The sequence below is a fragment of the Herbidospora cretacea genome (assembly GCF_001570605.1).
GTDB classification, from domain to species: Bacteria; Actinomycetota; Actinomycetes; order Streptosporangiales; family Streptosporangiaceae; genus Herbidospora; species Herbidospora cretacea.
Genome location: NZ_BBXG01000008.1, coordinates 429898 through 454489, shown reverse-complemented (window position 1 = coordinate 454489; position 24592 = coordinate 429898). Strand labels below are relative to the sequence as shown.

At 70.6% G+C, this 24592-nt stretch carries 29 protein-coding genes; 18 read left to right on the top strand and 11 right to left on the bottom strand.

The genetic code is table 11. The features are described from left to right. Nucleotides 1–71 precede the first annotated feature (71 nt). From AW270_RS18940 to AW270_RS18930, 3 genes are all read left to right on the top strand, one after another. Complete coding sequence (locus AW270_RS18940) at nucleotides 72–605, top strand: TetR/AcrR family transcriptional regulator (RefSeq protein ID WP_061296067.1); 534 nt, start codon at nucleotides 72–74, stop codon at nucleotides 603–605. Nucleotides 606–687: 82 nt separating this feature from the next. Further along, entirely contained in the window at nucleotides 688–2037 is a 1350-nt protein-coding gene (locus AW270_RS18935) for a glycoside hydrolase family 12 protein (RefSeq protein ID WP_061296064.1), read from the top strand. A gap of 35 nt (nucleotides 2038–2072) precedes the next feature. Then, entirely contained in the window at nucleotides 2073–2978 is a 906-nt protein-coding gene (locus AW270_RS18930) for an aldo/keto reductase (protein ID WP_061296062.1), read from the top strand. On the opposite strand, the gene AW270_RS18925 is transcribed toward AW270_RS18930, so the two are convergent. The 3 genes from AW270_RS18925 to AW270_RS18915 all read right to left on the bottom strand — a co-directional run bounded on the left by AW270_RS18925 (nucleotide 2975) and on the right by AW270_RS18915 (nucleotide 4981). Further along, a complete protein-coding gene (locus AW270_RS18925; RefSeq protein ID WP_061296060.1) occupies nucleotides 2975–3598 on the bottom strand; it encodes an ABC-2 membrane transporter-related protein in 624 nt (207 codons plus the stop codon). The two genes, AW270_RS18930 and AW270_RS18925, sit on opposite strands and share 4 nt — an antisense overlap. Continuing rightward, a complete protein-coding gene (locus tag AW270_RS18920; RefSeq protein WP_061296058.1) occupies nucleotides 3595–4494 on the bottom strand; it encodes an ABC transporter ATP-binding protein in 900 nt (299 codons plus the stop codon). Before AW270_RS18920 ends, AW270_RS18925 begins: the two co-directional genes overlap by 4 nt. 100 nt (nucleotides 4495–4594) lie before the next feature. Then, nucleotides 4595–4981 carry a GntR family transcriptional regulator gene (locus tag AW270_RS18915; protein WP_061296055.1) on the bottom strand — a complete coding sequence of 129 codons (387 nt, stop codon included), beginning with the start codon at nucleotides 4979–4981 and terminating at the stop codon, nucleotides 4595–4597. 127 nt (nucleotides 4982–5108) lie between these two features. On the opposite strand from AW270_RS18915, the gene AW270_RS18910 reads away from it, so the two are divergent. After that, complete coding sequence (locus AW270_RS18910) at nucleotides 5109–6035, top strand: Bug family tripartite tricarboxylate transporter substrate binding protein (protein WP_157522205.1); 927 nt, start codon at nucleotides 5109–5111, stop codon at nucleotides 6033–6035. Between the two features lie 65 nt (nucleotides 6036–6100). Then, a complete protein-coding gene (locus tag AW270_RS18905; protein ID WP_082801646.1) occupies nucleotides 6101–7129 on the top strand; it encodes a mechanosensitive ion channel family protein in 1029 nt (342 codons plus the stop codon). Here AW270_RS18905 and AW270_RS18900 read toward each other — a convergent pair. Continuing rightward, entirely contained in the window at nucleotides 7116–7742 is a 627-nt protein-coding gene (locus tag AW270_RS18900; protein ID WP_061296051.1) for a hypothetical protein, read from the bottom strand. The genes AW270_RS18905 and AW270_RS18900 overlap by 14 nt on opposite strands. A gap of 100 nt (nucleotides 7743–7842) precedes the next feature. On the opposite strand from AW270_RS18900, the gene AW270_RS18895 reads away from it, so the two are divergent. Next, nucleotides 7843–8430: an Rv1733c family protein gene (locus AW270_RS18895; RefSeq protein ID WP_157522202.1), complete on the top strand. Its 588-nt coding sequence runs from the start codon at nucleotides 7843–7845 to the stop codon at nucleotides 8428–8430. Here the strand turns inward: AW270_RS18895 and glgC are convergent. Next, nucleotides 8417–9634 (bottom strand): glucose-1-phosphate adenylyltransferase, encoded by a 1218-nt coding sequence (gene glgC / locus AW270_RS18890; protein ID WP_275477765.1) that lies wholly within the window; start codon nucleotides 9632–9634, stop codon nucleotides 8417–8419. The two genes, AW270_RS18895 and glgC, sit on opposite strands and share 14 nt — an antisense overlap. A 58-nt stretch (nucleotides 9635–9692) precedes the next feature. Here glgC and glgA point away from each other — a divergent pair, with 58 nt between their 5' ends. The 5 genes from glgA (at nucleotide 9693) to AW270_RS18865 (ending at nucleotide 15416) form a co-directional block, all read left to right on the top strand. Next, entirely contained in the window at nucleotides 9693–10868 is a 1176-nt protein-coding gene (gene glgA / locus AW270_RS18885) for a glycogen synthase (RefSeq protein ID WP_061296045.1), read from the top strand. 1049 nt (nucleotides 10869–11917) lie between these two features. After that, nucleotides 11918–12199, top strand: a complete 282-nt coding sequence (locus tag AW270_RS18880; RefSeq protein WP_061296043.1) for a metal-sensitive transcriptional regulator — start codon at nucleotides 11918–11920, stop codon at nucleotides 12197–12199. 24 nt (nucleotides 12200–12223) lie between these two features. Then, nucleotides 12224–12436 (top strand): heavy-metal-associated domain-containing protein, encoded by a 213-nt coding sequence (locus tag AW270_RS18875; protein ID WP_061296041.1) that lies wholly within the window; start codon nucleotides 12224–12226, stop codon nucleotides 12434–12436. Continuing rightward, nucleotides 12433–13308 carry a DUF8832 domain-containing protein gene (locus AW270_RS18870; RefSeq protein WP_061296039.1) on the top strand — a complete coding sequence of 292 codons (876 nt, stop codon included), beginning with the start codon at nucleotides 12433–12435 and terminating at the stop codon, nucleotides 13306–13308. The genes AW270_RS18875 and AW270_RS18870 overlap by 4 nt, the downstream gene beginning before the upstream one ends. A 2-nt stretch (nucleotides 13309–13310) precedes the next feature. After that, the gene (locus tag AW270_RS18865; RefSeq protein ID WP_061296037.1) at nucleotides 13311–15416 is read left to right on the top strand and encodes a heavy metal translocating P-type ATPase; all 2106 of its coding nucleotides are present in this window, start codon (nucleotides 13311–13313) and stop codon (nucleotides 15414–15416) included. Here AW270_RS18865 and AW270_RS18860 read toward each other — a convergent pair. Then, entirely contained in the window at nucleotides 15406–16416 is a 1011-nt protein-coding gene (locus tag AW270_RS18860; protein WP_061296034.1) for a zinc-dependent alcohol dehydrogenase family protein, read from the bottom strand. The two genes, AW270_RS18865 and AW270_RS18860, sit on opposite strands and share 11 nt — an antisense overlap. A gap of 33 nt (nucleotides 16417–16449) precedes the next feature. Beyond that, nucleotides 16450–16740 carry a hypothetical protein gene (locus tag AW270_RS18855; RefSeq protein ID WP_063819249.1) on the bottom strand — a complete coding sequence of 97 codons (291 nt, stop codon included), beginning with the start codon at nucleotides 16738–16740 and terminating at the stop codon, nucleotides 16450–16452. A gap of 81 nt (nucleotides 16741–16821) precedes the next feature. Here AW270_RS18855 and AW270_RS18850 point away from each other — a divergent pair, with 81 nt between their 5' ends. The 4 genes from AW270_RS18850 (at nucleotide 16822) to AW270_RS18835 (ending at nucleotide 19889) form a co-directional block, all read left to right on the top strand. Then, a complete protein-coding gene (locus AW270_RS18850) occupies nucleotides 16822–17316 on the top strand; it encodes a hypothetical protein (protein ID WP_061296030.1) in 495 nt (164 codons plus the stop codon). Between the two features lie 365 nt (nucleotides 17317–17681). Further along, nucleotides 17682–18287 carry a hypothetical protein gene (locus AW270_RS18845; protein WP_061296028.1) on the top strand — a complete coding sequence of 202 codons (606 nt, stop codon included), beginning with the start codon at nucleotides 17682–17684 and terminating at the stop codon, nucleotides 18285–18287. A 58-nt stretch (nucleotides 18288–18345) separates the two neighbouring features. After that, complete coding sequence (locus AW270_RS18840) at nucleotides 18346–19083, top strand: phosphatase PAP2 family protein (protein WP_245674760.1); 738 nt, start codon at nucleotides 18346–18348, stop codon at nucleotides 19081–19083. Nucleotides 19084–19145: 62 nt separating this feature from the next. Further along, entirely contained in the window at nucleotides 19146–19889 is a 744-nt protein-coding gene (locus AW270_RS18835; RefSeq protein WP_061296023.1) for a phosphatase PAP2 family protein, read from the top strand. Here the strand turns inward: AW270_RS18835 and AW270_RS40585 are convergent. After that, a complete protein-coding gene (locus AW270_RS40585) occupies nucleotides 19844–20527 on the bottom strand; it encodes a hypothetical protein (RefSeq protein WP_061296021.1) in 684 nt (227 codons plus the stop codon). The two genes, AW270_RS18835 and AW270_RS40585, sit on opposite strands and share 46 nt — an antisense overlap. 102 nt (nucleotides 20528–20629) lie before the next feature. Beyond that, nucleotides 20630–20872 carry a DUF5302 domain-containing protein gene (locus tag AW270_RS18825; RefSeq protein WP_169807335.1) on the bottom strand — a complete coding sequence of 81 codons (243 nt, stop codon included), beginning with the start codon at nucleotides 20870–20872 and terminating at the stop codon, nucleotides 20630–20632. A gap of 54 nt (nucleotides 20873–20926) precedes the next feature. On the opposite strand from AW270_RS18825, the gene AW270_RS18820 reads away from it, so the two are divergent. From AW270_RS18820 to AW270_RS18810, 3 genes are read left to right on the top strand one after another with little or no spacing between them, the layout of a single operon-like run. Beyond that, a complete protein-coding gene (locus AW270_RS18820; RefSeq protein ID WP_061296019.1) occupies nucleotides 20927–21559 on the top strand; it encodes a 4'-phosphopantetheinyl transferase family protein in 633 nt (210 codons plus the stop codon). 10 nt (nucleotides 21560–21569) lie between these two features. Beyond that, a complete protein-coding gene (locus AW270_RS18815) occupies nucleotides 21570–22220 on the top strand; it encodes an NAD(P)H-binding protein (protein WP_061296017.1) in 651 nt (216 codons plus the stop codon). Between the two features lie 14 nt (nucleotides 22221–22234). Next, nucleotides 22235–23053, top strand: a complete 819-nt coding sequence (locus AW270_RS18810; protein WP_061296014.1) for an NAD-dependent epimerase/dehydratase family protein — start codon at nucleotides 22235–22237, stop codon at nucleotides 23051–23053. On the opposite strand, the gene AW270_RS18805 is transcribed toward AW270_RS18810, so the two are convergent. Beyond that, on the bottom strand, nucleotides 23041–23568 hold the full coding sequence (locus tag AW270_RS18805; RefSeq protein ID WP_061296011.1) for a hypothetical protein: 528 nt from the start codon (nucleotides 23566–23568) through the stop codon (nucleotides 23041–23043). The genes AW270_RS18810 and AW270_RS18805 overlap by 13 nt on opposite strands. An 11-nt stretch (nucleotides 23569–23579) precedes the next feature. Continuing rightward, nucleotides 23580–24590 (bottom strand): hypothetical protein, encoded by a 1011-nt coding sequence (locus tag AW270_RS18800; protein ID WP_061296009.1) that lies wholly within the window; start codon nucleotides 24588–24590, stop codon nucleotides 23580–23582. Nucleotides 24591–24592 lie beyond the last annotated feature (2 nt).

The window sequence follows — 24592 nt, the reverse complement described above, 5'->3', positions numbered from 1 at the left end:
CGATAAAATAATCGGAGGCCGACTCCGGTAAATATACGGAGGCTGCCTCCGCTTATGCAAGGGAGTTTGCCGTGAGGGCCGATGCGCGCCGCAACTACGAGCGCCTGCTGACCGAGGCCGCGGCGGCCTTCGGTGCGAACGGCACCGAGGCGTCGCTCGAGGACATCGCCAAGGCCGCCGGGGTGGGCGTCGGCACGCTCTACCGCCACTTCCCGACCCGGCAGGATCTGATCCTGGCCGTGCTCCGCGACCGCTTCGAGGCGATGGCGGCCACCGCGCGCGACCTGACCGCAGGCGACCCGGGCCGCGCGCTCCGCGGGTGGCTGCTGGCCCAGCTCCACCACATCACCGCCACCCGGGGGCTCACCGCCGAGCTGGCCGTGGCGGTCAACAACCCCGAATCGCCCCTGCACGGACAGTGTGAGTCGCTCTTCTCGATCTCGGCCGGCCTGCTGGCGAAGGCGAAGGAGACCGGCGCGGTGCGGCCCGACCTCACTCAGCCCGACCTGGCGGCGATCGTCCACGGCATCGCGTGGTCGTGCGAGAGCGACCCCGCCAGGCAGGAGCGGCTGCTCGACCTCTTCCTCGAAGGCGTGCTGCTGTAATTTTCAGGCTCCGGCGCAGGTCGCCACCGAAAAGGATCAGCGGCGGTAGGACGGTTCACCGGGCGGTTCTAGCGTCCGTGACATGAGACGCATCGCCCTTGTGGCGGCGCTGCTCGGCGGGTTCGTGCTCTTCGGCGTCACCCCCGCGCAGGCCGCACCCGTGATCTGCGAGAAGTACGGATCCACCACCATCCAGTCCGGCCGCTACGTCGTGATCAACAACGTCTGGGGCGCGAACACCTCCCAGTGCATCGACGTCAACCAGTCGGGCGGCTTCACGATCCAGTCGGCCAACCACAACAACGCCACCAACGGCGCCCCGGCCTCCTACCCGACGATCTACGCCGGGTGCCACTATGCCACCTGCTCGACCGGCAGCAACCTGCCCATGCAGGCCTCCTCCTCGGCGTTCGGCAACGTCCGGACCAGCGTCAGCATGAGCTACCCGTCGAGCGGCACGTGGGACGCCGCCTACGACATCTGGTTCGACCCGACGCCCCGCACCGACGGCCAGAACACCGGCGCCGAGGTCATGATCTGGCTCAACCGTCAGGGTTCCATCCAGCCGATCGGCAGCCAGGTCGGGACGGTCAACCTGGCCGGGGGGACCTGGCAGGTCTGGTTCGGCAACATCGGCTGGAACGTGATCTCGTACGTCCGCACGTCCGCCACCTCCTCGATGGACTTCGCCGTGAACACCTTCTACAGCGACGCGGTCTCCCGGGGCTACGCGCAGCGGTCGTGGTACCTGACCAGCGTCCAGGCCGGGTTCGAGCCGTGGATCGGCGGCGCGGGGCTGACGGTGAACAACTTCACCTACTCGACCAGCGGCGGCTCCAACGACACCACCGCGCCCAGCGCCCCCTCGAACCTGAACGGCGGCGGCACGACGTCGAACTCGACCAACCTGTCGTGGAGCGCCTCGTCGGACAACGTCGGCGTGGCGGGCTACCGGATCTTCCGCCGCCAGGGGTCCAGCGGGTCGTTCACCCAGGTCGGGACCTCGTCGTCGACCTCGTTCAGCGCGACCGGGCTGAGCGCCTCGACCGCCTACCAGTTCTACGTGACGGCCTACGACGCCGCCGGGAACGTCTCGTCGCAGTCGAACACCGCGTCGGTGACGACCACCTCCGGAGGCGGCCAGACCGGCAACTGCACCGTCAGGTTCGACCAGTGGGGCGGCGGCTACGTCGCCCAGTTCACGCTGACCGGCCCGGCCTCGAACTGGTCGCTGCCCTTCACCCTGCCGTCGGGCCACCAGATCACCTCGAACTGGAGCTCGCAGGTCTCGGTCAGCGGTTCGAGCGTGACGATCCGCGGCATGGACTACAACGCCAGCCTGGGCTCGGGCCAGAGCACCCAGTTCGGCTTCCAGGCCACCCGGCCGGGCAGCAGCGGGGTGCCGTCGATCCCGGGATGCACCCAGGTTTGACCTGGAGTGCGCTCCAGGGTTCAGGGTGGTGTGCCATGACCTCCCTTGTGCTCGGGGCCATGAACTTCGGCACCCTGACCGACGAACGCACCTCCTTCGCGCTGCTCGACCGGTTCGTCGACGCCGGTGGCACGGTGATCGACACCGCGAACTGCTACGCGTTCTGGAACGACCCCGGTGGCCGGGGCGGCCAGAGCGAGCGGCTCCTGGGCCGCTGGCTGGCCGCCCGTCCGGGCCTGCGCGACCGGCTCACCCTGGCGACCAAGGCCGGGGCCGAGCCGGTCGGCGCGGGGGAGTGGCCCGCCAGCCGGGAGGGCCTGTCGGCGCGGGCCCTCAAGGAGGCTCTTCACCTCAGCCTCGGCCGCCTCGGGATCGACCACGTCGACCTCTTCTGGACCCACATGGAGGACCGGTCGGTCCCCCTTGAGGAGACGGCCGGCGCGCTGGCGGGCCTGGTCGCCGACGGCCTGACCGGCCGCGTCGGCGTCTCGAACCACCCCACGTGGCGGGTCGAGCGGGCCCGCGCCCTGGGCGCGCCCTATTCGGCTCTGCAGTTGCGCTACTCGTACACGACCCCGAGGCCCTGGACCCAGGTGGAGGGCGTCAACCACCGGTTCGCGTGGGTGACCGACGAGACCCTCGACTACGTGGCCTCGGAAGGCCTGGACCTGTGGGCCTACACGCCCCTGGTCTCAGGTTCCTATGTACGACCCGAGCGCCCCTTCCCCGAGGCCTACGACCACCCCGGGACCACGCGCAGGCTCGCCGCGCTCGCCCAGGTGGCCGACGACCTCGGCGCGACCCGCAACCAGGTCGTGCTGGCCTGGCTGCTCGCGAACGGGGTCAGCCCGATCATCGGGCCGTCCACGATCACCCAGCTGGACGAACTGCTGGACCTGCCCCGGCTCTCCCCCGGGCAGCTCGACCGGCTGGATGTCTAGCCGGGGTCGCGGCGCGTGACGAACCACCACGCGCCCGCGACGAGGGCGCCCGCGAGTCCGGCTGTGATCGCGGCCTCCACCGCGCCGAGCGTGGCGGGGGCCCAGCCGAACTCGCGGGCCGCCCGGTTGCGCAGCCCCTCGGCGATCAGCTGGCAGGCGGCGACGCCGAAGAACGACGAGCCCATCGCGACGGTGGTCCGCCGGGTGACCGCGCTCCAGAACGTGCCGAGGGCGACCGCGAACAGCGCCCACGTGAACGGGAGCGCGCCGGACAGCTCGTGGGGGAGCCGGCTGAGCGACCACGAGATCAGCCCGACGACCAGCCCCGTCGTGACCAGCGCGAGGACGGCGGCGGTGACGACCTGGGGGGCCAGCCACCGGCCGCGCGTCACGCTCTGGGTCCAGGCGAACTGGTGGGTGCCGCGCTCGTACTCCCGGGACAGCAGCGGCGCGCCCAGGAACACGCCCATGACCAGCGGCAGGTAGGCGAACAGGCTCGCCGAGATCCCCCGCACGCCCGGATATAGGCGTTCGACGGTGACGAACCCGGCCCAGAGCACGACCACGAGGGCCATGCTGATCATGCGGATCCGGTGTTGCCGGACGGCCAGCCAGGTCACAGCGCCACCGGCCTCGGGGCCAGGACCGCGTCGGGGGCGCGGAGATAGCCGAGCACCATGTCCTCCAGGGAGAGTTCCCGCGTGGTCCAGCGGGGGTCGTGGATCGGGCCGCGGACCCTGGCGAGCAACGTGGTCTGCCGCTCGGTCTCGCTGCTGCCGATGACGTCGTAGGCTCCGGCGGGAGCCGTACCGGAAGGACCCACCAGCAGCCGGTGCGCGGACACCAGCTCCTCGATGCCCCCGGCGACCTGCACCCTTCCCCGCGAGACCAGGATCAGGTGATCGCAGACCTCGGCCAGCTCGGCGACCACGTGCGACGAGAGCAGCACGGTGAGCCCCCGCTCGGCGACCGCGGCCATGAGCCCCTCCATGACCTCGTGGCGGGCCAGCGGGTCGAGATTGGCCAGCGGCTCGTCGAGCACGAGCAGATCGGCCCGCTTGGCGATGGCCAGCGTGATCGCGACCTGGGCGCGCTGCCCGCCCGAGAGCCGGCGGACCGTCCTGCGCGGCGGGATCCCCAGGTCGTCGAGGCGTCTGCGGGCCCCCGGGGTGTCGAAGTGGGGGTTCAGCGCCGCGCCGGCTTTGACCGTCTCGGCGACGGTGAGCTCGGGATAGAGGGGTTTGTCCTGCGCGACGAACGCGACCCGCGCCAGGTTCGCGCCACGCGGAGGCCGCCCGAACACCGTGACGTGGCCCTCGTCGGGCCGCCGCAGCCCGACGGCCAGGCGCATCAACGACGACTTCCCCGCCCCGTTGGGCCCGACCAGAGCGGCCACCCGCCCTCGCGGCACCCGGGCGGAACACCCGCGCAGCGCCCAGGTGCGGCCGTAACGGAGCCCGGCCCCGGCCACCTCCAGCGCGAGTTCCGAAGCGTCAGTGATGAAGTCCTGATTCATGCCCTGGCCTCCCCGCGGCACGGCGTGGACGCGTGTCTCATCGGAGAGTGGGGGGCTGCGGGGAGTCGTGCCGAAATTTCGTGACACCAGCTGTCGGTCGTCATGCCGTCGCCTCCCCGGTGAGTCCGCCGGACAGGGCCGACTCCAGGAGGGCCCGGATGTCGTCCGGGCCCAGCCCCGCCGCTCGCGCCTCCCGGACCCATGACGCCAGCCGCCGTTCCAGCGCGGGGTCGCGGGGCCGGGCCAGGGAGCGCTGGACGAAGGTGCCCAGCCCCGGACGGGGTTCCACCAGGCCCCGGGACTCCAGCTCCCGATAGGCGCGCAGCACCGTGTTCGGGTTGATGGCCAGCCGTCCGACCACCTCCGCCGCCGTCGGCAGCCGGTCGCCGGGGCCCAGCCGCCCGAGCCGCATGGCCTGTTCGACCTGCTGGACGATCTGCATGTACGTCGCCACACCCGACCTCTTGTCGAGCGAGAACTCGATCACCGTCCATCACCTCATTCCACTAATGCATTAGTTAATTGATGAAGTGATCACCCGTCAACCCCGACCCCGCCGGGGTAGCGCTGAGTAATCGGACATATGCTCATCGTGTAACCGAAGGGAGGGCGGAGTGCGGCGTCGGGAGTTCCTCCTGTGGGGAGCCGGGATTGCCGCATTGGCCGCCGGCTGCGGGGCTGACCCACGTCCGCTGGGCGTGCCGCTCTCCCTGGTCGTCCCGGCCGCGGTGGGTGGCCAGGACGACCGGTTCGCCCACGAGCTGCGGACGGTGGTGAGGGAGCGCGGCCTCGCCCACGCCGTCGACGTCACCACCTGCGACGGCCACCGGACCACGATCAGGGGCTTCGCCGAGGGCCGGAGCAGCGGCAGGCTGCTCGTCGCGGGCCCGGCCCTGGTCAACACGGCCGGAACCGTCCCGCTCGCCCGCATGGCGGGGGAGTGGGCCGTGGTCGTCGCCCCGATGGGCACCGAGATCCGCGACTTCGACGGCCTGGCCGCCACCCTGCGCAGGAGCACCGGCTCGATCCTGATGGGCGGCCGGACCTACGGCGGCGCCGACCACGTGCTGTGCGGCCTCATCGCCAAGGGCCTCGGCGCCGACCCCCGGCTCGTCGACTACGCCGCCTTCCCCGACAAGGACGGCCTCATCGGCGCCCTCCTCGAAGGCCGCGTCGCCGCCGGCGTCGGCGGCGTCGCCCAGCTCGCCCCGCAGATCCGCGCGGGCCGCATCAGAGCCCTCGCCGTCTCGGCCCCCGAACGCCTGCCCGAGGTCGACGCGCCGACCCTGATGGAATCGGGCGTACGCCACATCCACGCCGACTGGCGCGGCCTCCTCGCCCCGGGAACCCTCCGGGAGGAGGACCGCGCCCACCTGCTCGACATCTGCCGAGGCGTCAGCACCTCAGCGGAGTGGTCGGCCTCCTGCCACCGCCACCACTGGGCCCCGCTCTACCTCGACGGCCCGGACTTCCGTGACTGGCTACGCGTCGAGACCACCAGATCGAGAGACATCCTCACCGACCTGGGAATCCGGCAATAGGACTGGACGATCTGTCTGGCTGGCAAAAATCTGACAAATAGCTAGAAATGTGATGACCTCGTTCCGTGACGGACGCATGGAACTGGATCTCCCTCGCCATCGCCGTGCTCGCCGCTCTCGTCGCGGTTGAGCTGGTGCGGCGTATCCTGCGCTCGCGGCTGATCGGCGAAAGGTGGGCCCTCGCGGGGCCGCTGGTCCGGCGCTGCACGTGGCCCGGGTTCGTGACCGCGGCGCTCGTCACCGCCACCGCCGTCTACGACCGTGGTCTGATCCCGCCGGAGGCCGAGGGCTGGGCCGGGCACCTGACCGCGATCGCGCTGATCTTCTGTGTGACCTGGCTCGTCATCCAGGCGGCCTATGCGGTGACGGATGTCGTGCTGGAACGGCTGGTGCTCGTCGAAGGGGCGGCCAACCGGCGGGCGCGGCGGATCAGGACGCAGATCGCGCTGGTGCGGCGGGTCTGTGCCGCTGTGGTCGTCGTGATCGCGCTCGGGGCGATGCTGTTCACGTTTCCTCAGGTCAGGGCGCTGGGGGCGGGGTTGCTCGCGTCGGCGGGGATCGCGGGGGTGCTGGTCGGGATCGCCGCCCAGTCGACCCTGGGCAATCTGCTGGCGGGGCTCCAGCTCGCCTTCTCCGATGCCATAAGGCTCGACGACGTCGTGGTGGTCCAGGGCGAGTGGGGGCGCGTGGAGGAGCTGACCCTCACCTATGTGTCGCTGCGGCTCTGGGACGAGCGGCGGCTGATCCTCCCCGTTTCCCATTTCGCCAACAACCCGTTCGAGAACTGGACCCGGCACGAGAGCCGGATTCTCGGGAGCGTCTACCTCAGGGTCGACTGGGCGGTGCCGATCCCCGAGCTGCGGGCCGAGCTGCATCGGGCGATCAAGGACAATCCGCTCTGGGACCAGAAGGACTGGACCCTCCAGGTCACCGACGTGCTGCCCAACGGGCTGGTGGAGATCCGCGCGTTGATGTCGGCGGCCGACTCGGCGAGCGCCTGGGATCTGCGGTGTGACGTGCGGGAGCATCTGGTGACGTGGATCCGGGAGAACTATCCGGAAGGCCTGCCCCGGCTGCGGATCACAGAGTCCTGATCGTCGAGCCGATCTGCTCGAACAGGCTCTCCTTGCCGGGTAGATCGGTCGTGAGGGTGATCACGCAGGTGGTGCTGTGGGTGGAGTGGGCGTAGTACTGGGTGCCCTGGACCGTCCCGGCCGGCATCTTCAGGCTGTACGTGATCCGCACCCCCTGGCCCGCCCCGACCTTCGCCGGAGCCGCCTCGGTGATCGTGGCGCCCACATTCGTCAGCTGCTGCTTGGCCTGCTCGATCAGGGCCTCGTTGGAGCCGCCCACACTCGGCTGGCAGAAGCCGTTGAGGTTGGTGACGAAGTTCTGCTTCGACTCCTTCTGGCTGGCGGGGTCGAGGGCGTACACGGCCTTGGCGGAGGTGAGCGCCTGGAGCCCCTGCCTGGCCTGTTCCAGCGCGGAGCCGGTCAGGCCGGTGGCGGCCAGTTCCGTCTCGAAGCTGTCTTTGGCCAGATCGACGCTCTTCCAGCTTGTCGGCACGCCGATCGACACGCCGTTGGCGGTGCCGCCGATGCGGTGGAAACCTGTGGGCACCTCGGTGCCCGGGAGGGGCTTCGGTGCGGGCTTGGAGCAGGCCGTGAGCAGGAGCAGCGCGGCGAGGGCGGCGAGGGCTGGGCGCACGTCCCAGAGCGTAACCCGAACCGTCAGAAAGCCTCGCTCGCAAATCCGGAAATAGGCATAAACCGGATGTGAAGTGGTAGGTCTCCCTAGAGGTGGGGAGATGGCTGCAAATCCCGTGATCCGGTTCCGGCGCTGGCTCGGCTTCGACCGGAACCCGCTGCGCCGCCCTTGTGACCGCGTCGAGGCCGCGGTCCGCCGGCTGGCGGTTCTCGTCATGCTCGCCGCTGTGGTGTGCGGGCTGGTGCTGGGGACCAGGGCCTACGGCGAGGGCATACATACCGAGCACGAACAGGCCCATGCCCGGCACGCCACCGAGGCGACACTGCTGGGCGACGCCCGCATGCACACCAGCGTCAACGCCCCGGCCACCGCGACCGTCCCGGCCAGCTGGCAGGGGCTCGACGGCCGGAGCCACGAAGGGCTGATCCAGGCGCCCGTCCTGGCGGTCAAAGGCCAGAAGGTGACGATCTACACCGACGCGCAGGGCAAGGTCGTGCCGCATCCGCGTGATCGCGAGACCACTGTGGTGGCCGCGCTGACCGTGGGGACGGGCGTGCCGCTCATGGCGATCGTCGGGACCTGCGCCCTGCTCGGCCTGACCCGGGTGCTGGTGTGGCGCCGGGTCCGCCGGGAGTGGGCCGACGCCTGGACGGTCGTCGAGCCCACCTGGCGCATCAACGGTCGATGATCTCGTTCTTGCCGATCACCACGACGCCGTCGTCGGTGACGGAGAAACGCTGACGGTCCTCTTCCAGGTCGAAGCCGATGCGGGCGCCGTCCGGGATGACGACGTTCTTGTCGACGATGGCCCGGCGCACGATCGCGCCGCGGCCGACCTTCACGTTGCCCATCAGGACCGAGTCCTCGACCTGGGCGTGGCTGTGCAGGATCACGCCCGGCGACAGCACCGAGCGCAGGGCCAGGCCGCCCGAGATGATCACCCCGGCCGAGACCAGCGAGTCGATCGCGCGGCCGACCCGGTCGCCGTCGTTGTGGACGAACTTGGCCGGGGGCAGCGGGTCGTGGCCCGTGTAGATCGGCCAGCGGTCGTTGTACAGGTTGAAGACCGGGTGGGGCGAGATCAGGTCCATGTGGGCGTCGTAGTAGGCGTCCAGGGTCCCCACGTCGCGCCAGTAGCCGCGGTCCCGCTCGGTCGAGCCGGGGACGATGTTGTTCTTGAAGTCGTACACCTCGGCGCTGCCGGCCTTGACCATCATCGGGATGATGTTGCCGCCCAGGTCGTGCTTGCTGTTGGGGTCCAGGGCGTCCTCCCGCACGGCCTCGATCATGGCCTGGGTGCGGAAGACGTAGTTGCCCATCGAGGCGTAGATCTCGCCGGGGGAGTCGGGCAGGCCGACGGCGTCCTTCGGCTTCTCGCGGAACGCGGTGATGCGGCGGCCGGTCGGGTCGGTGTCGATCACGCCGAACTGGTCCGACAGCCCCAGCGGCTGGCGGATCGCGGCCACCGTCACGTCGGCGCCCGAGTCGATGTGCTGCTCGACCATCTGGCGCGGATCCATGCGGTAGATGTGGTCGGCGCCGAACACGATCACGTGGTCGGGCAGCTCGTCGTAGACCAGGTTGAGGTTCTGGAGGAGGGCGTCGGCCGACCCGGAGAACCAGTGGGGACCCAGGCGCTGCTGGGCGGGCACCGGCGTCACGTAGTTGCCGAGCATCGCCGACAGGCGCCAGGTCCGCGAGATGTGCCGGTCCAGGCTGTGGTTCTTGTACTGGGTCAAGACCACGATCTGGAGATAGTGCCCGTTGGCCAGGTTCGACAGGACGAAGTCGATCAGCCGGTAGATGCCGCCGAACGGCACCGCCGGTTTGGCCCGGTCCGCAGTCAGCGGCATCAGCCGCTTACCCTCACCACCGGCGAGCACAATTGCCATGACCCTCATGACGCAGACCTTAACCCGTCAAAACGGTCGCAAACACTAGGCTGCGCATATGCGTGTCGATCTTTTGAGCCGTGAGTTCCCGCCCGACGTTTACGGTGGCGCGGGTGTGCACATCGAATACCTCTCGCGGGAGCTGCGAAAGCTCCTCGACGCGCGGGTCCGCTGCTTCGGCGCGCCCCGCGAAGGAGCCGACGCCTACTCCACCCCACCGGGCCTGACCTCGGCGAACGCCGCTCTCCAGGTCCTCGGGACCGATCTGGAGATGGCCGCCGCCTGCGCGGGCGCCGACGTGGTGCACTCCCACACCTGGTACGCCAACTTTGCCGGCCACGTCGCCAAGATGTTGTACGGCATCCCCCACGTCGCCACCACCCACAGCCTCGAACCGCACCGGCCGTGGAAGGCCGAGCAGCTCGGCGGCGGCTACGTCCTGTCGTCCTGGGCCGAGCGCACCGCCCTAGCCGCCGCCGACGCGATCATCGCGGTGTCCGGCGGCATGCGCCGCGACGTCCTGGCCGTCTACCCGGAGATCGACCCCGACCGGGTCACCGTGATCCACAACGGCATCGACACCGACGAGTACGCGCCCGCCCCGGGGAACGCCGCCCTGCTCAGGCACGGCATCGACCCGACCAAGCCCTACGTGGTCTTCGTCGGCCGGATCACCCGCCAGAAGGGCCTGACCCACCTGCTCAGGGCCGCCCGCGACTTCGACCCGGCCGCCCAGCTCGTGCTCTGCGCCGGCGCCCCGGACACACCGGAGATCGCCACCGAGGTCACCGCCCTGGTCGAGGAGCTCCAGGCCACCCGCGAGGGCGTCATCTGGATCACCGAAATGCGCCCGCGCCCGGAGATCATCGAGATCCTCACCCACGCGACCGTCTTCGTCTGCCCGTCCGTGTACGAGCCCATGGGCATCGTCAACCTGGAGGCGATGGCCTGCCAGACCGCCGTCGTGGCCACCGCGACCGGCGGCATCCCCGAGGTGGTCGCCCACGACGAGACCGGCCTGCTGGTGCCCATCGACGCAGGTGAGCACGGCGAACCGCGCGACCCGGCCGTCTTCGCCCGCGCCATCGCCGCCGACGTCAACCGCCTGCTCGCCGACCGCGACCTGGCCACCCGGATGGGCAGGGCGGGCCGGGCCCGCGCGGTCGCCTCCTTCTCCTGGCCGGCCATCGCCGAACGCACGAAAGAGCTCTACGAGAGCCTGCGCACCAACTGAGCGCCGATGGCGACCACGACGGCGGAGGCCGACATCGGCAGCAGGAGCCGGCGCGCTCAGAGGACCGAAATGAGGTCGTAACCCGCAACATCTTCCGGTACGCCGCCCGGGAGAGATCCCTGACCGCCGGTACGGCCCTGGGGTCGTCCCCGGCGAGGATGACCCCAGCCGACGCGACGCCGACGTCGGTGCCCGCCCCGATGGCGATGCCGACGCCAGCCCGCACGGCGCGGGCGTCACGTCGTCACCGACCTTCGCGACCCTGCGTCCCTGGGCCGGAAGCTCCCTGACCGCGCCCGTCCTGTTGTCGGGCCGCACTCCGGCGTAGTTGCGCGCGATGCCGGCTCTGCGGCGACGGTGGCCGCCACCGCCTCGTCGGGCCGCCTGAGCAGCGTGCACACCACCGCCGTGACCCCCCGAGAGACCGGTGGGCGATGCGCTGCGCCCGCGTCGCCGAGTTCTGCGCGTCCCCCACCAGCCGCCGGAACCTCGCCAGGGGTTGTCGTCGCCGACCGCCCTCACCTCGACTCATAGGCCCGAGTCGGTCGCGACCGTCCCCACTCCCACTCAGTCGCCTTTGGCCCGCCGGACCGCCGAGGACTCGCCATCCCGGCGGGCCCGGATAACGACCATCCCGCGCCAGCACCCGCCCGGCAGGGCCACCACGACGTTCCTCACTCGCAGCAGGGACGGCGGAAACGACGGATCCGTCGACCACTTCACCCTCGTCGGGCCGGCGGGTCGAGCGCCGAGGTGGTCCAGACCGGCGACCGCATCCCGATATCAGCGGCGTCGTTTCCCACTCGATGTCGAGCATCCCGATGCTGGAGCCACCGTGACGGCTGGCCCGACCAGCAGCATCGTCCCGGGCGTGCGGGACGAGCGACACCTGTCCCGTGCCGCCAGGCGGCTCGTGAATGGCGATCAACGCGAACATCCGGCACAGCGCCGCATCGCTTGCTCGTAAACCCCCTGGGGGTATGCTAGATTCGATACCAGTACCCCCTAGGGGTAGTATTTCGCGAGGACGAAGACCCGGGGAGGTCGCGATGCACGGATACACCGGTCACAAGCAAGACCATCTGAAGCGGCTCCGGCGGATCGAGGGGCAGGTCAGGGGTCTGCAGCGGATGGTCGAGGAAGACAAGTACTGCATCGACGTGCTGACGCAGGTCTCCGCCGCCAACCGGGCGCTGCAGTCGTTCGCGCTCGCGCTGCTGGAGGAGCACCTGGCCCACTGCGTCGCCGAGGCGACCGCCAAGGGCGGGCCCGAGGCCGACGCCAAGATCAAGGAAGCATCCGACGCCATCGCCCGTCTCGTCCGTTCCTGACACACATCTGAAAGAGGATTCGTCATGACCGTCACCGCCTACTCCGTCACCGGCATGACCTGCGGCCACTGCGCGAGCTCCGTCTCCGAGGAGGTCCGCGCGATCGCCGGGGTCAGCGACGTCAAGGTCGACGTGCCGGCCGGCCGGGTGACCGTGACCAGTGAGAGCCCGGTCGACGAGGCCGCCGTCAAGGCCGCGGTCGAGGAGGCCGGTTACACCTTGGTCGGCCCGGCGTGAACACCGTCACCAAGCTGGGCGTCTTCGCCGCGGGCCTCGCCGTCGTCTTCGGCGGGGCCCACGCGGTCGGCCAGACCCAGGAGGACGACCTCCCACGCCGCTACGCGGACTACTCGGCCGAGCCCGAGGAGCACGCGGAGGCAGGAGGCCACGCCCACGAGGGGAGCGCGGAGCCGGCCGGGCACGTGCCGGGCGGCCTGCAGATCTCCCAGGACGGCTACCGCCTGCGCCCGGTGACCACCACGCTCAAGCCGGGCGAGCGCCACGACTTCTCTTTCCACGTGCTCGGCCCCGACGGCGAGCCGGTCACCGCCTACCAGGTGGCCCACGAGAAGAAGCTGCACCTCATCGTGGCACCCCGGGACCTGGGCGGCTTCCAGCACCTGCACCCGGAACTGGCCCCCGACGGCACCTGGACCACCCCGCTCACCCTCCCGGAGCCCGGCACCTACCGGATGTACGCCGACTTCGCCGCCGAGGGCGGCCCGGCGTTGACCCTCGGCGCCGACCTGACCGCTCAGGGCGACTTCCGCCCCGATCCGTTCCCGGAGACGAGCCGGACGTCGGAGGTCGACGGCTACACCGTCACCCTCCAGGGCGAGATGAACCCGGGCCAGCCCTCCCCGCTGTCCATCACGGTCAGCAAGGACGGCGAGCCGGTCGGCGATCTGGAGCCCTACCTGGGCGCCCAGGGCCACCTGGTGGCGCTGCGCGCGGGCGACCTGGCCTACCTCCACGTCCACCCGATGTCCGGGATGACCGGGGTGGTCTTCATGGCCGAGGTGCCCCGCGAAGGCGGCTCCTACCGGCTGTTCTTCGACTTCAAGCACGGTGGCGAGGTCCGCACCGCGTCGTTCACGCTGGCGGGATAGACATGTCCAATCTGATCCAGCTCTCCATCGGCGGCATGACCTGCGCGTCATGCGCCAACCGCATCGAACGCAAGCTCAACAGGCTCGACGGCGTGACCGCCACGGTCAACTACGCCACCGAGAAGGCCAACGTCGTCTTCGCGCCGGGCGTCTCCGTCCGGGCCCTGGTCGAGGAGGTCGAGAAGGCCGGATACAGCGCGACGCTGCCCGAGGAGGCCGAGAAGGCCCAGGAGAGCGACCCGCTCAGGAACCGGCTGATCACCGCCGTCGTGCTGGCCGTCCCGGTCATCGCGATGGCGATGGTGCCGGCCCTCCAGTTCACCTACTGGCAGTGGCTCTCGCTCACCCTGGCCGCACCGGTCGTCGCCTACGCCGGCTGGCCCTTCCACAAGGCGGCCTGGACCAACCTCCGCCACGGCGCCGCGACCATGGACACGCTGGTGTCCCTCGGCACGCTGGCCGCTTTCGGCTGGTCGGTGTGGGCGCTGTTCCTCGGCACGGCCGGGACGCCCGGCATGGTCCACCCGTTCTCGCTGGCGATCGAGCGCATCGACGGGGCCGGCAACATCTACCTGGAGACCGCCGCGGGCGTGACCGCGTTCCTGCTGGCCGGGCGCTACTTCGAGGCCCGCGCCAAGCGCCGCGCCGGAGACGCGCTGCGCGGCCTGATGGAACTGGGCGCCAAGGACGTCGCGGTGCTCCGCGACGGCGTCGAGACCCGTCTCCCGGCCGAGATGCTCAAGGCGGGCGACCTGTTCGTGGTCCGGCCCGGTGAGAAGATCGCCACCGACGGCGTCGTCCACGAGGGCGCGTCGGCGGTCGACGCCTCGATGCTCACCGGCGAGTCGATGCCGGTCGAGGTCGGCGCGGGCGACGCGGTGACCGGCGCGACCGTCAACGCCGGGGGACGCCTGGTCGTGCGGGCCACCCGGGTCGGGGCCGACACCACGCTGGCCCAGATGGCCCGCATGGTCGAGGAGGCCCAGACCGGCAAGGCCCGCGTCCAGCGGCTGGCCGACCGGATCTCCGGCGTGTTCGTGCCGATCGTCATCGCCCTGGCCGTGGGCACGCTCGGCTTCTGGCTCCCGGTCGCGGGCGCGACGGCCGCCTTCACCGCCGCCGTGGCGGTGCTGATCATCGCCTGCCCGTGCGCGCTCGGGCTGGCCACCCCGACCGCGCTGCTCGTCGGGACCGGCCGGGGAGCCCAACTCGGCATCCTGATCAAGGGGCCCGAGGCGCTCGAGTCGACCCGGCGGGTCGACACCGTCGTGCTCGACAAGACGGGCACGGTCACCGAGGGCCGGATGACCCTCACCGAGGTGACGGTCGCGCCCGGCTTCGAGGAGGAGACCGTCCGCCGCCTGGCCGCCGCGGTCGAGCACGCCTCGGAGCACCCGATCGCCAAGGCCCTCACCCGGGGCCACGCCAACCTCCCGCCGGTCGCCGATTTCGCGGCCACTCCCGGCGAGGGGGTCCGCGGCCGGGTGGAAGGCCGCGAGGTGGCCGTCGGCCGGGCCGGCGACGGCATCGCCGTCACGATCGACGGTGAGCACGCCGCGCTCATGAGGGTCAGCGACGTCCTCAAGCCCTCGTCGGCGACGGCCGTCAAGGAACTCAGAGCGCTCGGCCTGCGGCCCGTCCTGCTGACCGGTGACCACGAGGGGGTCGCGCGCCGGGTCGCCGACCAGGTCGGGATCGACGAGGTGATCGCCGGGGTCCTGCCGGCCGGCAAGGTCGACGCGGTGAAGCGCCTCCAGGCCGAGGGCCGGGTCGTGGCCATGGTGGGCGACGGGGTCAACGACGCCGCCGCGCTGGCGCAGGCCGATCTCGGCCTGGCCATGGGGACCGGCACCGACGCCGCCATCCAGGCCGCCGACCTGACGCTGGTGCGGGGCGACCTGCGGGTGGCCGCGTCGGCCATCCGGCTGTCCCGGCGGACGCTGCGGATCATCAAGGGCAACCTGTTCTGGGCCTTCGCCTACAACGTCGCCGCCCTGCCGCTGGCCGCCCTCGGCCTGCTCAGCCCGATGATCGCCGGGGCCGCGATGGCGCTGTCGTCGGCCTTCGTGGTCGGCAACAGCCTGCGGCTGCGCGGCTTCAAGGGCTGATCAGCGTCACCCCGGGCCGGCCTCCCTGGACGAGCGCCTCCGCGGCCTCGTCCAGGGAGATGGTCCTGGTGATCAGCAGGTCGGGCACCAGCGAGCCGCTCTCGATGAGGGCGAGCATCTCGGGATAGGCGTGGGCGGGCATGCCGTGGCTGCCGAGGATCTCCAGCTCCCACGCGATGACCCGGCCCATCGGCAGGTCCGCGCCCTCGGGCAGCAGCCCGATCTGCACGTGCCGCCCGCGCCTGCGCAGGCTGTTGATCGAGTTGGCGCAGGTCCCGGGGCTGCCGAAGGCGTCCATCGACAGATGGGCCCCGCCGCCCGTCACGGAGACCAGCCGGTCGATCCGGCCGGGCGGCAGCGTCTCGGTCGCGCCCGCCGCGGCGGCCAGGGCGAGGGCGTCGGGATGGACGTCGACCGCGACCACCCGGGCCCCGGCCGCCGCCGCGATCATCACCGCCGACAGCCCGACCCCGCCGCAGCCGTGGACGGCCACCCATTCGCCGGGACGTACCCGCCCTTGGTGAACGACGGCGCGGAACGCGGTCGCGAACCGGCACCCCAGCGCGGCGGCGGCCCCGAACGACAGGTCGGCCGGGAGCGCGATCAGGTTCACGGCGGCGTCGCGGACCACGACGTACTCGGCGAACGACCCCCAGTGGGTGAACCCCGGCTGGGTCTGCGCCGGGCACACCTGGTGGTTCCCGCTCCGGCACTCGCCGCAGACGCCGCAGGACATGATGAACGGCGCGGTCACCCGGTCGCCGGTCGCCCAGCCGGTGACCCCCGGCCCGACGCCGGTGATCACACCGGCGAACTCGTGCCCCGGCACGTGCGGGAAGGTCTGGATGTCGGCGTCGTGCCCCTGCCAGCCGTGCCAGTCGCTACGGCACAGCCCGGTCGCCTCGACCCGCACGACCACCTCGCCCGGCCCCGCCACCGGATCGGGCACCTCGCGCACCGACGGCCGCTCCTTGAAGGCGTCGTAGACGACGGCGCGCATCAGCGAACCCTCTCAAAAGTCATGAAGGCCACCCTAGGGAAGGCGGGCGACCGTTTCCTTCGTGAGGTCGGCGACGAGGGGCGTCAGGTCCGGCCGGCCGGCCAGCAGATCGTCGAGCCGGGCCCGCCACGCGCCGGTCTCCACGACGGTCACCGCGTCGTCCTCCAGCATTCGCAGCCGGGTCTCGGCGAGCTTGAGCTGGTACATGACACCCAGGTGGCGGTTGACCATGTCGCCCAGCCACCAGTAGGCGTCCGACGTCGACGCCTGGACGAAGACACGCGCGGCGTCCCAGGCGACCCGGCGCGTGTTCAGCACTGTCATAAACCGGATCGTAAGTGGCGTGCAAGGAGATTCCGAGATGGTAATACCACAACAGCAGAAACCCCCCGAAGGGAACCAGCCGTGCGCCTCCTTGGTGGCCTCGTCGCAGCTCTCGCCATCGTCCTCGTCCCCTCCGCCCCCGCTTTCGCCGACAACGCCCCGGTCGCCTCGAAGACCGGGTTGACCCAGCAGGCCCCCGCCAAGAAGTTCGAGCGCTACAGCTCCGGCAAGAAGGCCTACGCCAACGGCGGCCTCACCGGCGTCATCACCAACCCCGGCGCCGTCATCGAAGACGCGAACATCAAGGTCAGCGGCAAGATCACCGACCTGAACAAGGGCACCAACTGCGGCTACGCGATCTTCCGGATCACCTACCAGAAGAACGGCGCCCAGCCCTTCACCCACAAGGTCTACCGCGACTGCACCTACAAGACCCCGGCGTCCTACAGCTTCGCCTTCCAGCACGCGACCCTCGTCGAGCTGAAGGTCTGCTCCGAGCCCAAGCGCAAGAAGGTCGTCGTCTCCGACCAGTGCCTCTACGGCGGCGTCTGGAAGCTCGTTTACGCCACGGTATGACCCGTTAATCCTGATAAGCGAAGATCTACCCTGAACCTGTAGATTTCTTACGCCGGGGACCTCAATGGGTGAACTGGACCATCGCTTTCGGAGGCGGGCACCCGCTCCGGACGCTCGCCTACCTCTACCGCGGCCACCGCCGATCGCTCCCGATCGCGGTGGCCGCCTTCGTGTTCCAGCACAGTCCACGTGGATGCCGCCGCCCGACGGCGGGCGGGTCAGCCGGAGCGCCGAGAGCATGTCGCAGCAGCCCGCATCGGCCTGGCGAGCAGGGCCGCATCCGGTTGACACGGGTTTGCAAGGAGTCTGCAGGCACCCTGGTGCATAAGGGAGGGCAACACCCGCGCCCTTCTGGAGCACCACCGATGATCCTGCGAACCCTCACGGCCGCCGCCCTCGTGCTCGGCGCACTGGCCGCCCCCGTCCACGCCGCCGCGGCCCCGCAGCTCTGCCGTGAGGGGTACGTCTGGCGCGCCGCCCGCCCCGCCGACAAGGTCTGCGTGACCCCCGCGACGCGGGCCCGCACCCTCGCCGACAACGCCCTCAAGACGACCCGCTGGCTGGACGACAGCCACGCCTGCGAGGACGGCTACGTCTGGCGCGAGGCCTTCCACGAGGACGACGTCTGCGTCCTGCCCTCGGTCCGAGACCAGGCGCGGGCCGACAACGCGGCCAACGAGTCCCGCCAGGTCCGCGCGAAACTGTGGATCACCACCAACGAGCACGTCGTGAAGCTCAACGGCAGCCACTACAACGTGGGCCAGGTGAAGCTCTACGTCCGCCGCGCCGACGGCGACCTGGTCTGGAGCGGCGTGATCGCCGCCGCCGAGTTCGCCGGCTACCCCGGCGGGAGCTGGGGCAAGAAGACCGGCCTGCCCCACTGCTCCGGGGCCCCCAACGCCTACGCCCGCGCCCAGGACGCGGCCTCGGGCCGCTGGTCGGTGAAGGTGCCGCTGCGCGTCGGCTGTTGATGTTCGTCCGGCGTCCGGCGGGGTAGCACGGGCGTCCATGACGGAGATGCGCCGATGGATGTCGGGACCTGACGGCGCCCTGGGCGCACGGCTCACAGTGGCGGCCCTGGCGGCCGCGATCCTGCTGGTCCCGTTCATGTTGCTGCTCGTCCTGGTGAAGAGCGCCTTCACCCCGTTGAACCGGCTCGACCAGGGGGTGGCCGCCGACCTGCACGCGTACGCGCTGCAGAATCCCGCCTTCGCCGACGTCATGCGGTTCATCACCGACGCCCTCGCGCCGGAGACCTGGCGGGTGCTGGTCGGCGGCGCGGCGGTGTACATGGTGCTGCGCGGCGCGCCCCGGCTGGCCATCTGGGCGGTCACGACCGTGATCGTGGGCGGTGTGATCGGGCTGGCCGTGAAGGTCGTCGTCGAGCGGGCCCGGCCGATGCTGCCCGAACCGGTCTCGTGGGCGCCCGGCTGGTCGTTCCCCTCGGGCCACGCCCTCAACGCGGCGCTGGGAGCGGTCACGCTGGTGCTCGTCCTGCTGCCGGTGCTGCACGGCGTCTGGCGCGCCGTGGCCTGGGTCGTGGCGGCGCTGGTGTCGCTGACGGTCGCGTTCACCCGGGTGGCCCTGGGGGTCCACTGGGTGAGCGACGTGGTGGCCGGGATCATCCTGGCGCTGGTCGTCGTGTTCGCCACCACCGCGGCCTTCGAGGCCTGGCGGCGGAGGATGGGCCGGCCGCCGGTCGAACCCCACATGCAGGGCGTCGAGCCGGAGTCCGTCGCCCCGAAGGTCGCCCACGAGCCCCGCTGATCCTCACGTACTTGAGATGAAACCCCACTTGGACGGCGTCGAGCCCGAGATTGGAGCCCCCAATGGTCGCCACACGTCTCGCCGAAACCACTGAGGCGGGTCACTCACCCCTGCGTCCCTGGCAACGGGTCGACGTCAAAGAGGTCGGGCGGCGCATCCTGCTGCCCCTGTTCGCCCTGCTGATCGCCACGCTCGGCACCGGCCTGCTGCTCGTGAACGTGCTGGGGGACACCTGGCTGATCGAGCGGGACGAGGCGGTCAGCCGGGAGATCGCGGGGGAGCGGTCGGGATTCTGGAACGGCGTCACCGACGTCGTCTCGTCGTTCTCCGACACCCCGGTCATCGTGGTGGCCACCGCGATCTTCGCGATCGGCTTCAGGATCGCGTACAAGCGCTGGCGTGAGTCGGTGTTCCTGATCTTCTCGGTGTGGGCGCAGTCGCTGATCTTCCTGGCCTCCACCGTCGTCTCCCAGCGGCCCCGGCCCGAGGTGGCCCGCCTCGACCCGGCGCCGCCCACGTCGAGCTGGCCCTCCGGGCACACCAGCGCCGGGGTCGCCTTCTATCTGGGCGTCGCCACCGTGCTGATGCTCCACCTGCACCGGCACGCCATCCTCCGGTGGCTGCTGCTGGCGCTCGGCCTCGGCATCCCGCTGGCCATCGCCGCCTCACGCCTCTATCGCGGCATGCACCACCTGACCGACGTGAGCTGGGGCTTCATGCTCGGCGCGGCCTGTGTGGCGATCCTCGCGGGAGGGGCGCTCTATCGACCCGCCTTGAAGGCCGTCAACGGCCGGGTCTCGACGTGATCATCGCCCGGCAACCCGCCGGGCACCAGGGCCCGCACGTCGTCGATGGCGGCGGTCAGCAGGTCACGCAGGATCGCGTCCGGGTCGTCGGCACACGCCTGTGAGATGCCCCGGACCGCGAGCTGAACGGTGTTCGGGGCGGCGTAGCGGCGGAAACCGCGGCGGGAGACCTTGACCCCGCTGCGGAAGCCGTAGGCCCAGCGCGCCGCCTCGGGCACCAGGTCGAGCGCCTCCTGGCTGGCCGGTTCGAGGCCGGGTTCGCGGCCCTCGAGGTCGGCGAGCACGTGTTCGGAGGCCAGCACGGAGACCGCGAGGGCCAGCTGGCGCTCGGCCGCGACCACCGGCAGGGCCGTGGTGGCGGCGCGCAGCGCGATGCGGACGTCGGCCCGCGGGTCGTTGGTCGTCAGCCCGATCACCGACGGGATCAGCGGCGTCAGCCGCTGCCGGTTGGCGTCGGTGGTGTAGTCGTTGACCAGCCGGGCCATGGCGGCCAGCAGCGGGTGGGTGCAGGCCGGATGGTCACTCCATCGTTCTCCGGCCAGGTAGGACGCGAACTCCATGAAACACGCGCCCTTGCGCGGGTTGCGGTGCTTTCCACGGGACAGCAGCGGGACCGCCGCCGGAAGGTGACTATGCACAGCCGCTCCATGCGATTTCGCCCAGGATGTCACTTTCCATAGTGCGCCTGGATCACGCGGATCGGAAGTCCCCCCTCCGAGGGCGGCCCCATTCAGCGGATGTCAGCCACCGCTCTTGCGGCGGAACGAGCGCTTGCCGCCGGCGGCCTCATGCGTGCCGTGGATCTTGGAAGCTCCACGCGCGCCCTTCCCGTTGCGGTCGGACTGCGCCTGACGCTTGCGGTCGAGCGCCTCCCGGAACTTGCGCTTGAGCTCGTCTTCCGTGGTCTCCTCGCCGGGGACCCCGTCGGCCGGCTCGTCGATCACCTCCGCCTCGACGGCGGACTCGGGTGTGCTGTCAGACATCGGACCTCCTGGGCTGTCACTTTACCGTGACCCTTCACACGCTAAGGTTCCGCTGTGCTGGAAGCCGTCCTTCCTCCCGGGGTCGCGTGGCACGAGACCTTCGGAGATCCGCCCGGCGTCGAACTCCACCCCGACGAGGAGACGGCCCTCGGGCGCGTGGTCCCCCGCCGCCGTGCCGAGTTCACGACCGCCCGCTGGTGCGCCCGCCAGGCCCTCTCCTCCTTCGGGCACGGCGACGCGCCCATCCTGCGGGGCCCGACCCGCGAACCGCTGTGGCCCAAGGGGATCGTGGGCAGCATGACCCACTGCGAGGGCTACCGCGGCGCGGCCGTGGCCTCCGGCGACCTGGTGATCTCCCTGGGCATCGACGCGGAGCCCGACCAGCCCGTGCCCGACGGCGTGCTGGGGGTGGCCGCGCTGCCCGAGGAGCGGGTCGTGGTCGCGGGCCTGCTGGCCGACGACCCGGTGGTGGCGTGGGACCGGCTGCTGTTCAGCGCCAAGGAGTCGGTCTACAAGGCGTGGTTCCCGATGACCGGGCGCTGGCTGGGGTTCGAGGACGCCCACGTGACCCTGGGGGAGGGTGTGTTCACGGCCCGGATCCTCATCGACTCGCCGCTACCGGCCTTCGAGGGCCGCTGGGTGGCCGGAGGCGGACTCATCGTCACCTCTGTGGTGGTGCAGGCGTAATGTCGTTTATGTGCGAGTGATCGTATTCGGGGCGACCGGGATGGTCGGCCAGGGGGTCCTGCGGGAGTGTCTGCGCGCCCCCGACGTGTCCGAGGTGCTCGTCGTGGGGCGCACGCCCACCGGCGTCACCGACCCGAAACTGACCGAGGTGATCGCCGACGTGTCCCGTCCGTCGGGCTACGCGGCGTTCCTCCAGGGGTTCGACGCGGTGTTCTTCTGCATCGGGGTGAGCTCGACCGGGATGAAGGAGGCCGACTACCGGCGGCTGACGTACACGACGACCATGGAGGTGGCCCGCACGCTGCGGCGCGACGTCACTTTCGTGTACGTCTCCAGCCAGGGCGCCGACGCGAAGGGGCGCCGGATGTGGGCCCGCGTGAAGGCCGAGACGGAGAACGCGCTGTTCGAGCAGTTCGACCGGGCCTACGCGATCCGCCCCGGTTTCATCCGGGCGCTGCACGGCGCGACCAGCAAGACCCGCTCCTACCGGGTGCTCTACAAGATCGGCACCCCGGTCTGGCCGGTCTTCACCCGGCTCTTCCCGCGCATGGTGACCACCACCGAGGCGATCGGCAGGGCCATGCTCGCCCTGGCACGGGGCGAGAAAAACGCCCCGAAAATCCTGTATGCGACCGGTATCAACCGTCTCGCCCGGATGTGAAAGGCTTCCGTGCCATGGAACGCATCTGTGTCACCGGCGCCGCGGGCAAGGCCGGCAAGGTGGTCGTCGCCGACCTGCGCGACCACGGCTACGACGTGGTCGCCACCGACCTGGCGGGCCCCGGCGTGCTGGCCGCCGACCTGACCGACTACGGGCAGGCCGTAGAGGTCCTCGACGGCTGCTCGGCCGTCGTCCACCTGGCCAACATCCCCGCGCCGGGCCTGGCCACCCCGGCGGTCACCTTCCAGCGCAACGTGACCATGAACGCCAACGTGTTCCTGGCCGCCGCCGCCCTGAAGCTGCGGCGCGTCGTCTGGGCCTCCAGCGAGACCACGCTCGGCCTGCCCTTCGACGACGATCCCCGCTACGCCCCCGTCGACGAGGCCCACTACCCCGTGCCCACCACGACCTACGCCCTGTCGAAGGTCGTCAGCGAGACGACCGCCGAACACGTGGCGGCCTGGTCGGGCATCCCCTTCGTGGCGCTGCGGATCTCCAACATCCACCTGGTCGAGGACTACGCGAACGTGCCGTCCTACTGGGACGGCGCCGCCTCACGCCGCTGGAACCTGTGGGGCTACGTCGACGCCCGCGACGTCGCCCAGGCCTGCCGGGCGGGCCTGACCGCCGAGGTCACCGGTGCGGAGAGCTTCGTGATCGCGGCGGCCGACACGATCATGAACCGCCCTTCGGCCGACCTGCTGCGGGAGGAGTTCCCCGGCGTCGAACTCACCCATGACGTGGGCGAGTTCGGGACGCTGCTGTCGATCGACAAGGCCAGGAAGGTGCTGGGCTACCAGCCCGAGCACTCCTGGCGCGATCACGTCGACTGAGGGGTCCATATCCGCGGGAAATCCTTCGGATGAGGCAGGCCGTCGCTGTGGATCACGATCTTGAGCGGAGCGCCGTCCACCGTGCACTCCAGCAGATAGGTAGCGCTGCCGGGAAACGGGCCGCCCTCCTTCGGCTTGATCGCATGGGGCGGCCCGTCCTTGCTCTGGATCGTCACGCCATCATCGGTGACCAGGTCCAGCCACAGTCGATGGCAGGTGTAACCGAACACGGCCTGCTTGATCCAGTCGAAATCCACCGGCAGCGCCAAGTCTGGCGTGTGTCGGTCAATCTCCGACCAGAACCGGTCCAATGGGGCCTTGAGGAAGGGAAGTCTGGACGTCACCACGCCGGGGATCTTTCGGAGATCCTCGCCGGGCAGCGCCTCCTTCCATTCGACGAGCAGGGCGCCCGACCAGCCCGGACTGCTCACCACACCTGTGGCCACGATGCCGTCGGAGCTGGTCCAGGTGATCCAGACGTTTAGGGTGGGTGCGTCCCGCAGTGATATCTGCATGGTGCGCCGCGTCAGCCATCGCCTTCCGCGGGTGGCGGGGACTTCTTCGACTTCGGGGACTTCTTCGGTTTCGGGGTTTTCTTCGGTTTCGGCGTCGGTTTCAGTGTTGGTGTCGGCAGCGGATCCGGTGTGGCCATCGGTGTCGCCGAGTTCGTCACCATCGGGGCCGGGAGGGGCTGATCGCTCGAGTTCAGATACAGACCCATCCCGGTGGCCCCCAGCGTCAGGGTCGCAGTCAGCGCCAGCGGAATCGCCATTCGCGGTTTCCGCGGCGGCCGCCCTTCTCTCGGTCGTTCTCGCTCCGTCCGGCCCACCGGCGGCAGGTGGGCCTCCTGGGCTTTTCCCAAGACATGTCGCCCCCCGGCGGGCACCCGGCCAGGCCGGGCGGTCAGCAGAGCAAGGTCACCCGGTTCCTTCATGGTCAGGCCGGCCACATCTTCGGGAGTCTCCGCGAAGGTGAGGACGAGCGCCCGCCCCGGGCGCCCGGACAGCAACCTGCCCACCACTCCCATGAAGGCGATCTGGTCGTTCGCCTCGTCGATGTCTCCCAGCCAGCGGGCGGAATGGTCACCGGCAGTCAGGTCGGCCGGTTCGAAAGCCACGCGGACCGCCGCCTCGGCCTTCTCCCGGGCCGCCTTGACGTCCTCACTGCTTTCGGCGACCAGAAGCGGATCGACCGGAGCGAGAGCCCTGTCCAGCGCTTCGCCGAGGTCTGCCGACCCTGTGGTGATCGCCGTCAGCCAGGCCCGGACGATTCCATAGGCCGTTGCAGTGTCATCGTCGGCCGTGCCCTCCAGCACGACGCCGTATCTGATCAGAGTGGTCCGGTTGTCCCGCCGGCCCGAGTCGAGGCCGTGCAGATAGACCCGCCAGCCCGTGTGATCGCCTTCCGCCAGCACGACCGGAGCTTCGATGTCGGTGAGCTGAAGGTCCTTGTACTTCCGCCACCAGGCTTGGGGCGGGCTGGTGCCGATGAACCCGTAGTCGACGTCATGACCTCGGGTCCGCAGGTAGACGCGCACCC

Bases quoted from the DNA above. Each gene is read 5' to 3' on its own strand.
- AW270_RS18855 (WP_063819249.1), bottom strand. From the start codon at position 16,740: ATGACAGTGCTGAACACGCGCCGGGTCGCCTGGGACGCCGCGCGTGTC.
- AW270_RS18810 (WP_061296014.1), top strand. From the start codon at position 22,235: ATGGAACGCATCTGTGTCACCGGCGCCGCGGGCAAGGCCGGCAAGGTG.
- AW270_RS18920 (WP_061296058.1), bottom strand. From the start codon at position 4,494: ATGAATCAGGACTTCATCACTGACGCTTCGGAACTCGCGCTGGAGGTG.
- AW270_RS18835 (WP_061296023.1), top strand. From the start codon at position 19,146: ATGGTCGCCACACGTCTCGCCGAAACCACTGAGGCGGGTCACTCACCC.
- AW270_RS18880 (WP_061296043.1), top strand. From the start codon at position 11,918: ATGCACGGATACACCGGTCACAAGCAAGACCATCTGAAGCGGCTCCGG.
- AW270_RS18845 (WP_061296028.1), top strand. From the start codon at position 17,682: ATGATCCTGCGAACCCTCACGGCCGCCGCCCTCGTGCTCGGCGCACTG.
- AW270_RS18865 (WP_061296037.1), top strand. From the start codon at position 13,311: ATGTCCAATCTGATCCAGCTCTCCATCGGCGGCATGACCTGCGCGTCA.
- glgC (WP_275477765.1), bottom strand. From the start codon at position 9,634: ATGGCAATTGTGCTCGCCGGTGGTGAGGGTAAGCGGCTGATGCCGCTG.
- AW270_RS18805 (WP_061296011.1), bottom strand. From the start codon at position 23,568: ATGCAGATATCACTGCGGGACGCACCCACCCTAAACGTCTGGATCACC.
- AW270_RS18875 (WP_061296041.1), top strand. From the start codon at position 12,224: ATGACCGTCACCGCCTACTCCGTCACCGGCATGACCTGCGGCCACTGC.
- AW270_RS18860 (WP_061296034.1), bottom strand. From the start codon at position 16,416: ATGCGCGCCGTCGTCTACGACGCCTTCAAGGAGCGGCCGTCGGTGCGC.
- AW270_RS18825 (WP_169807335.1), bottom strand. From the start codon at position 20,872: ATGTCTGACAGCACACCCGAGTCCGCCGTCGAGGCGGAGGTGATCGAC.
- AW270_RS18930 (WP_061296062.1), top strand. From the start codon at position 2,073: ATGACCTCCCTTGTGCTCGGGGCCATGAACTTCGGCACCCTGACCGAC.
- AW270_RS18840 (WP_245674760.1), top strand. From the start codon at position 18,346: ATGTCGGGACCTGACGGCGCCCTGGGCGCACGGCTCACAGTGGCGGCC.
- glgA (WP_061296045.1), top strand. From the start codon at position 9,693: ATGCGTGTCGATCTTTTGAGCCGTGAGTTCCCGCCCGACGTTTACGGT.
- AW270_RS18935 (WP_061296064.1), top strand. From the start codon at position 688: ATGAGACGCATCGCCCTTGTGGCGGCGCTGCTCGGCGGGTTCGTGCTC.
- AW270_RS18895 (WP_157522202.1), top strand. From the start codon at position 7,843: ATGGCTGCAAATCCCGTGATCCGGTTCCGGCGCTGGCTCGGCTTCGAC.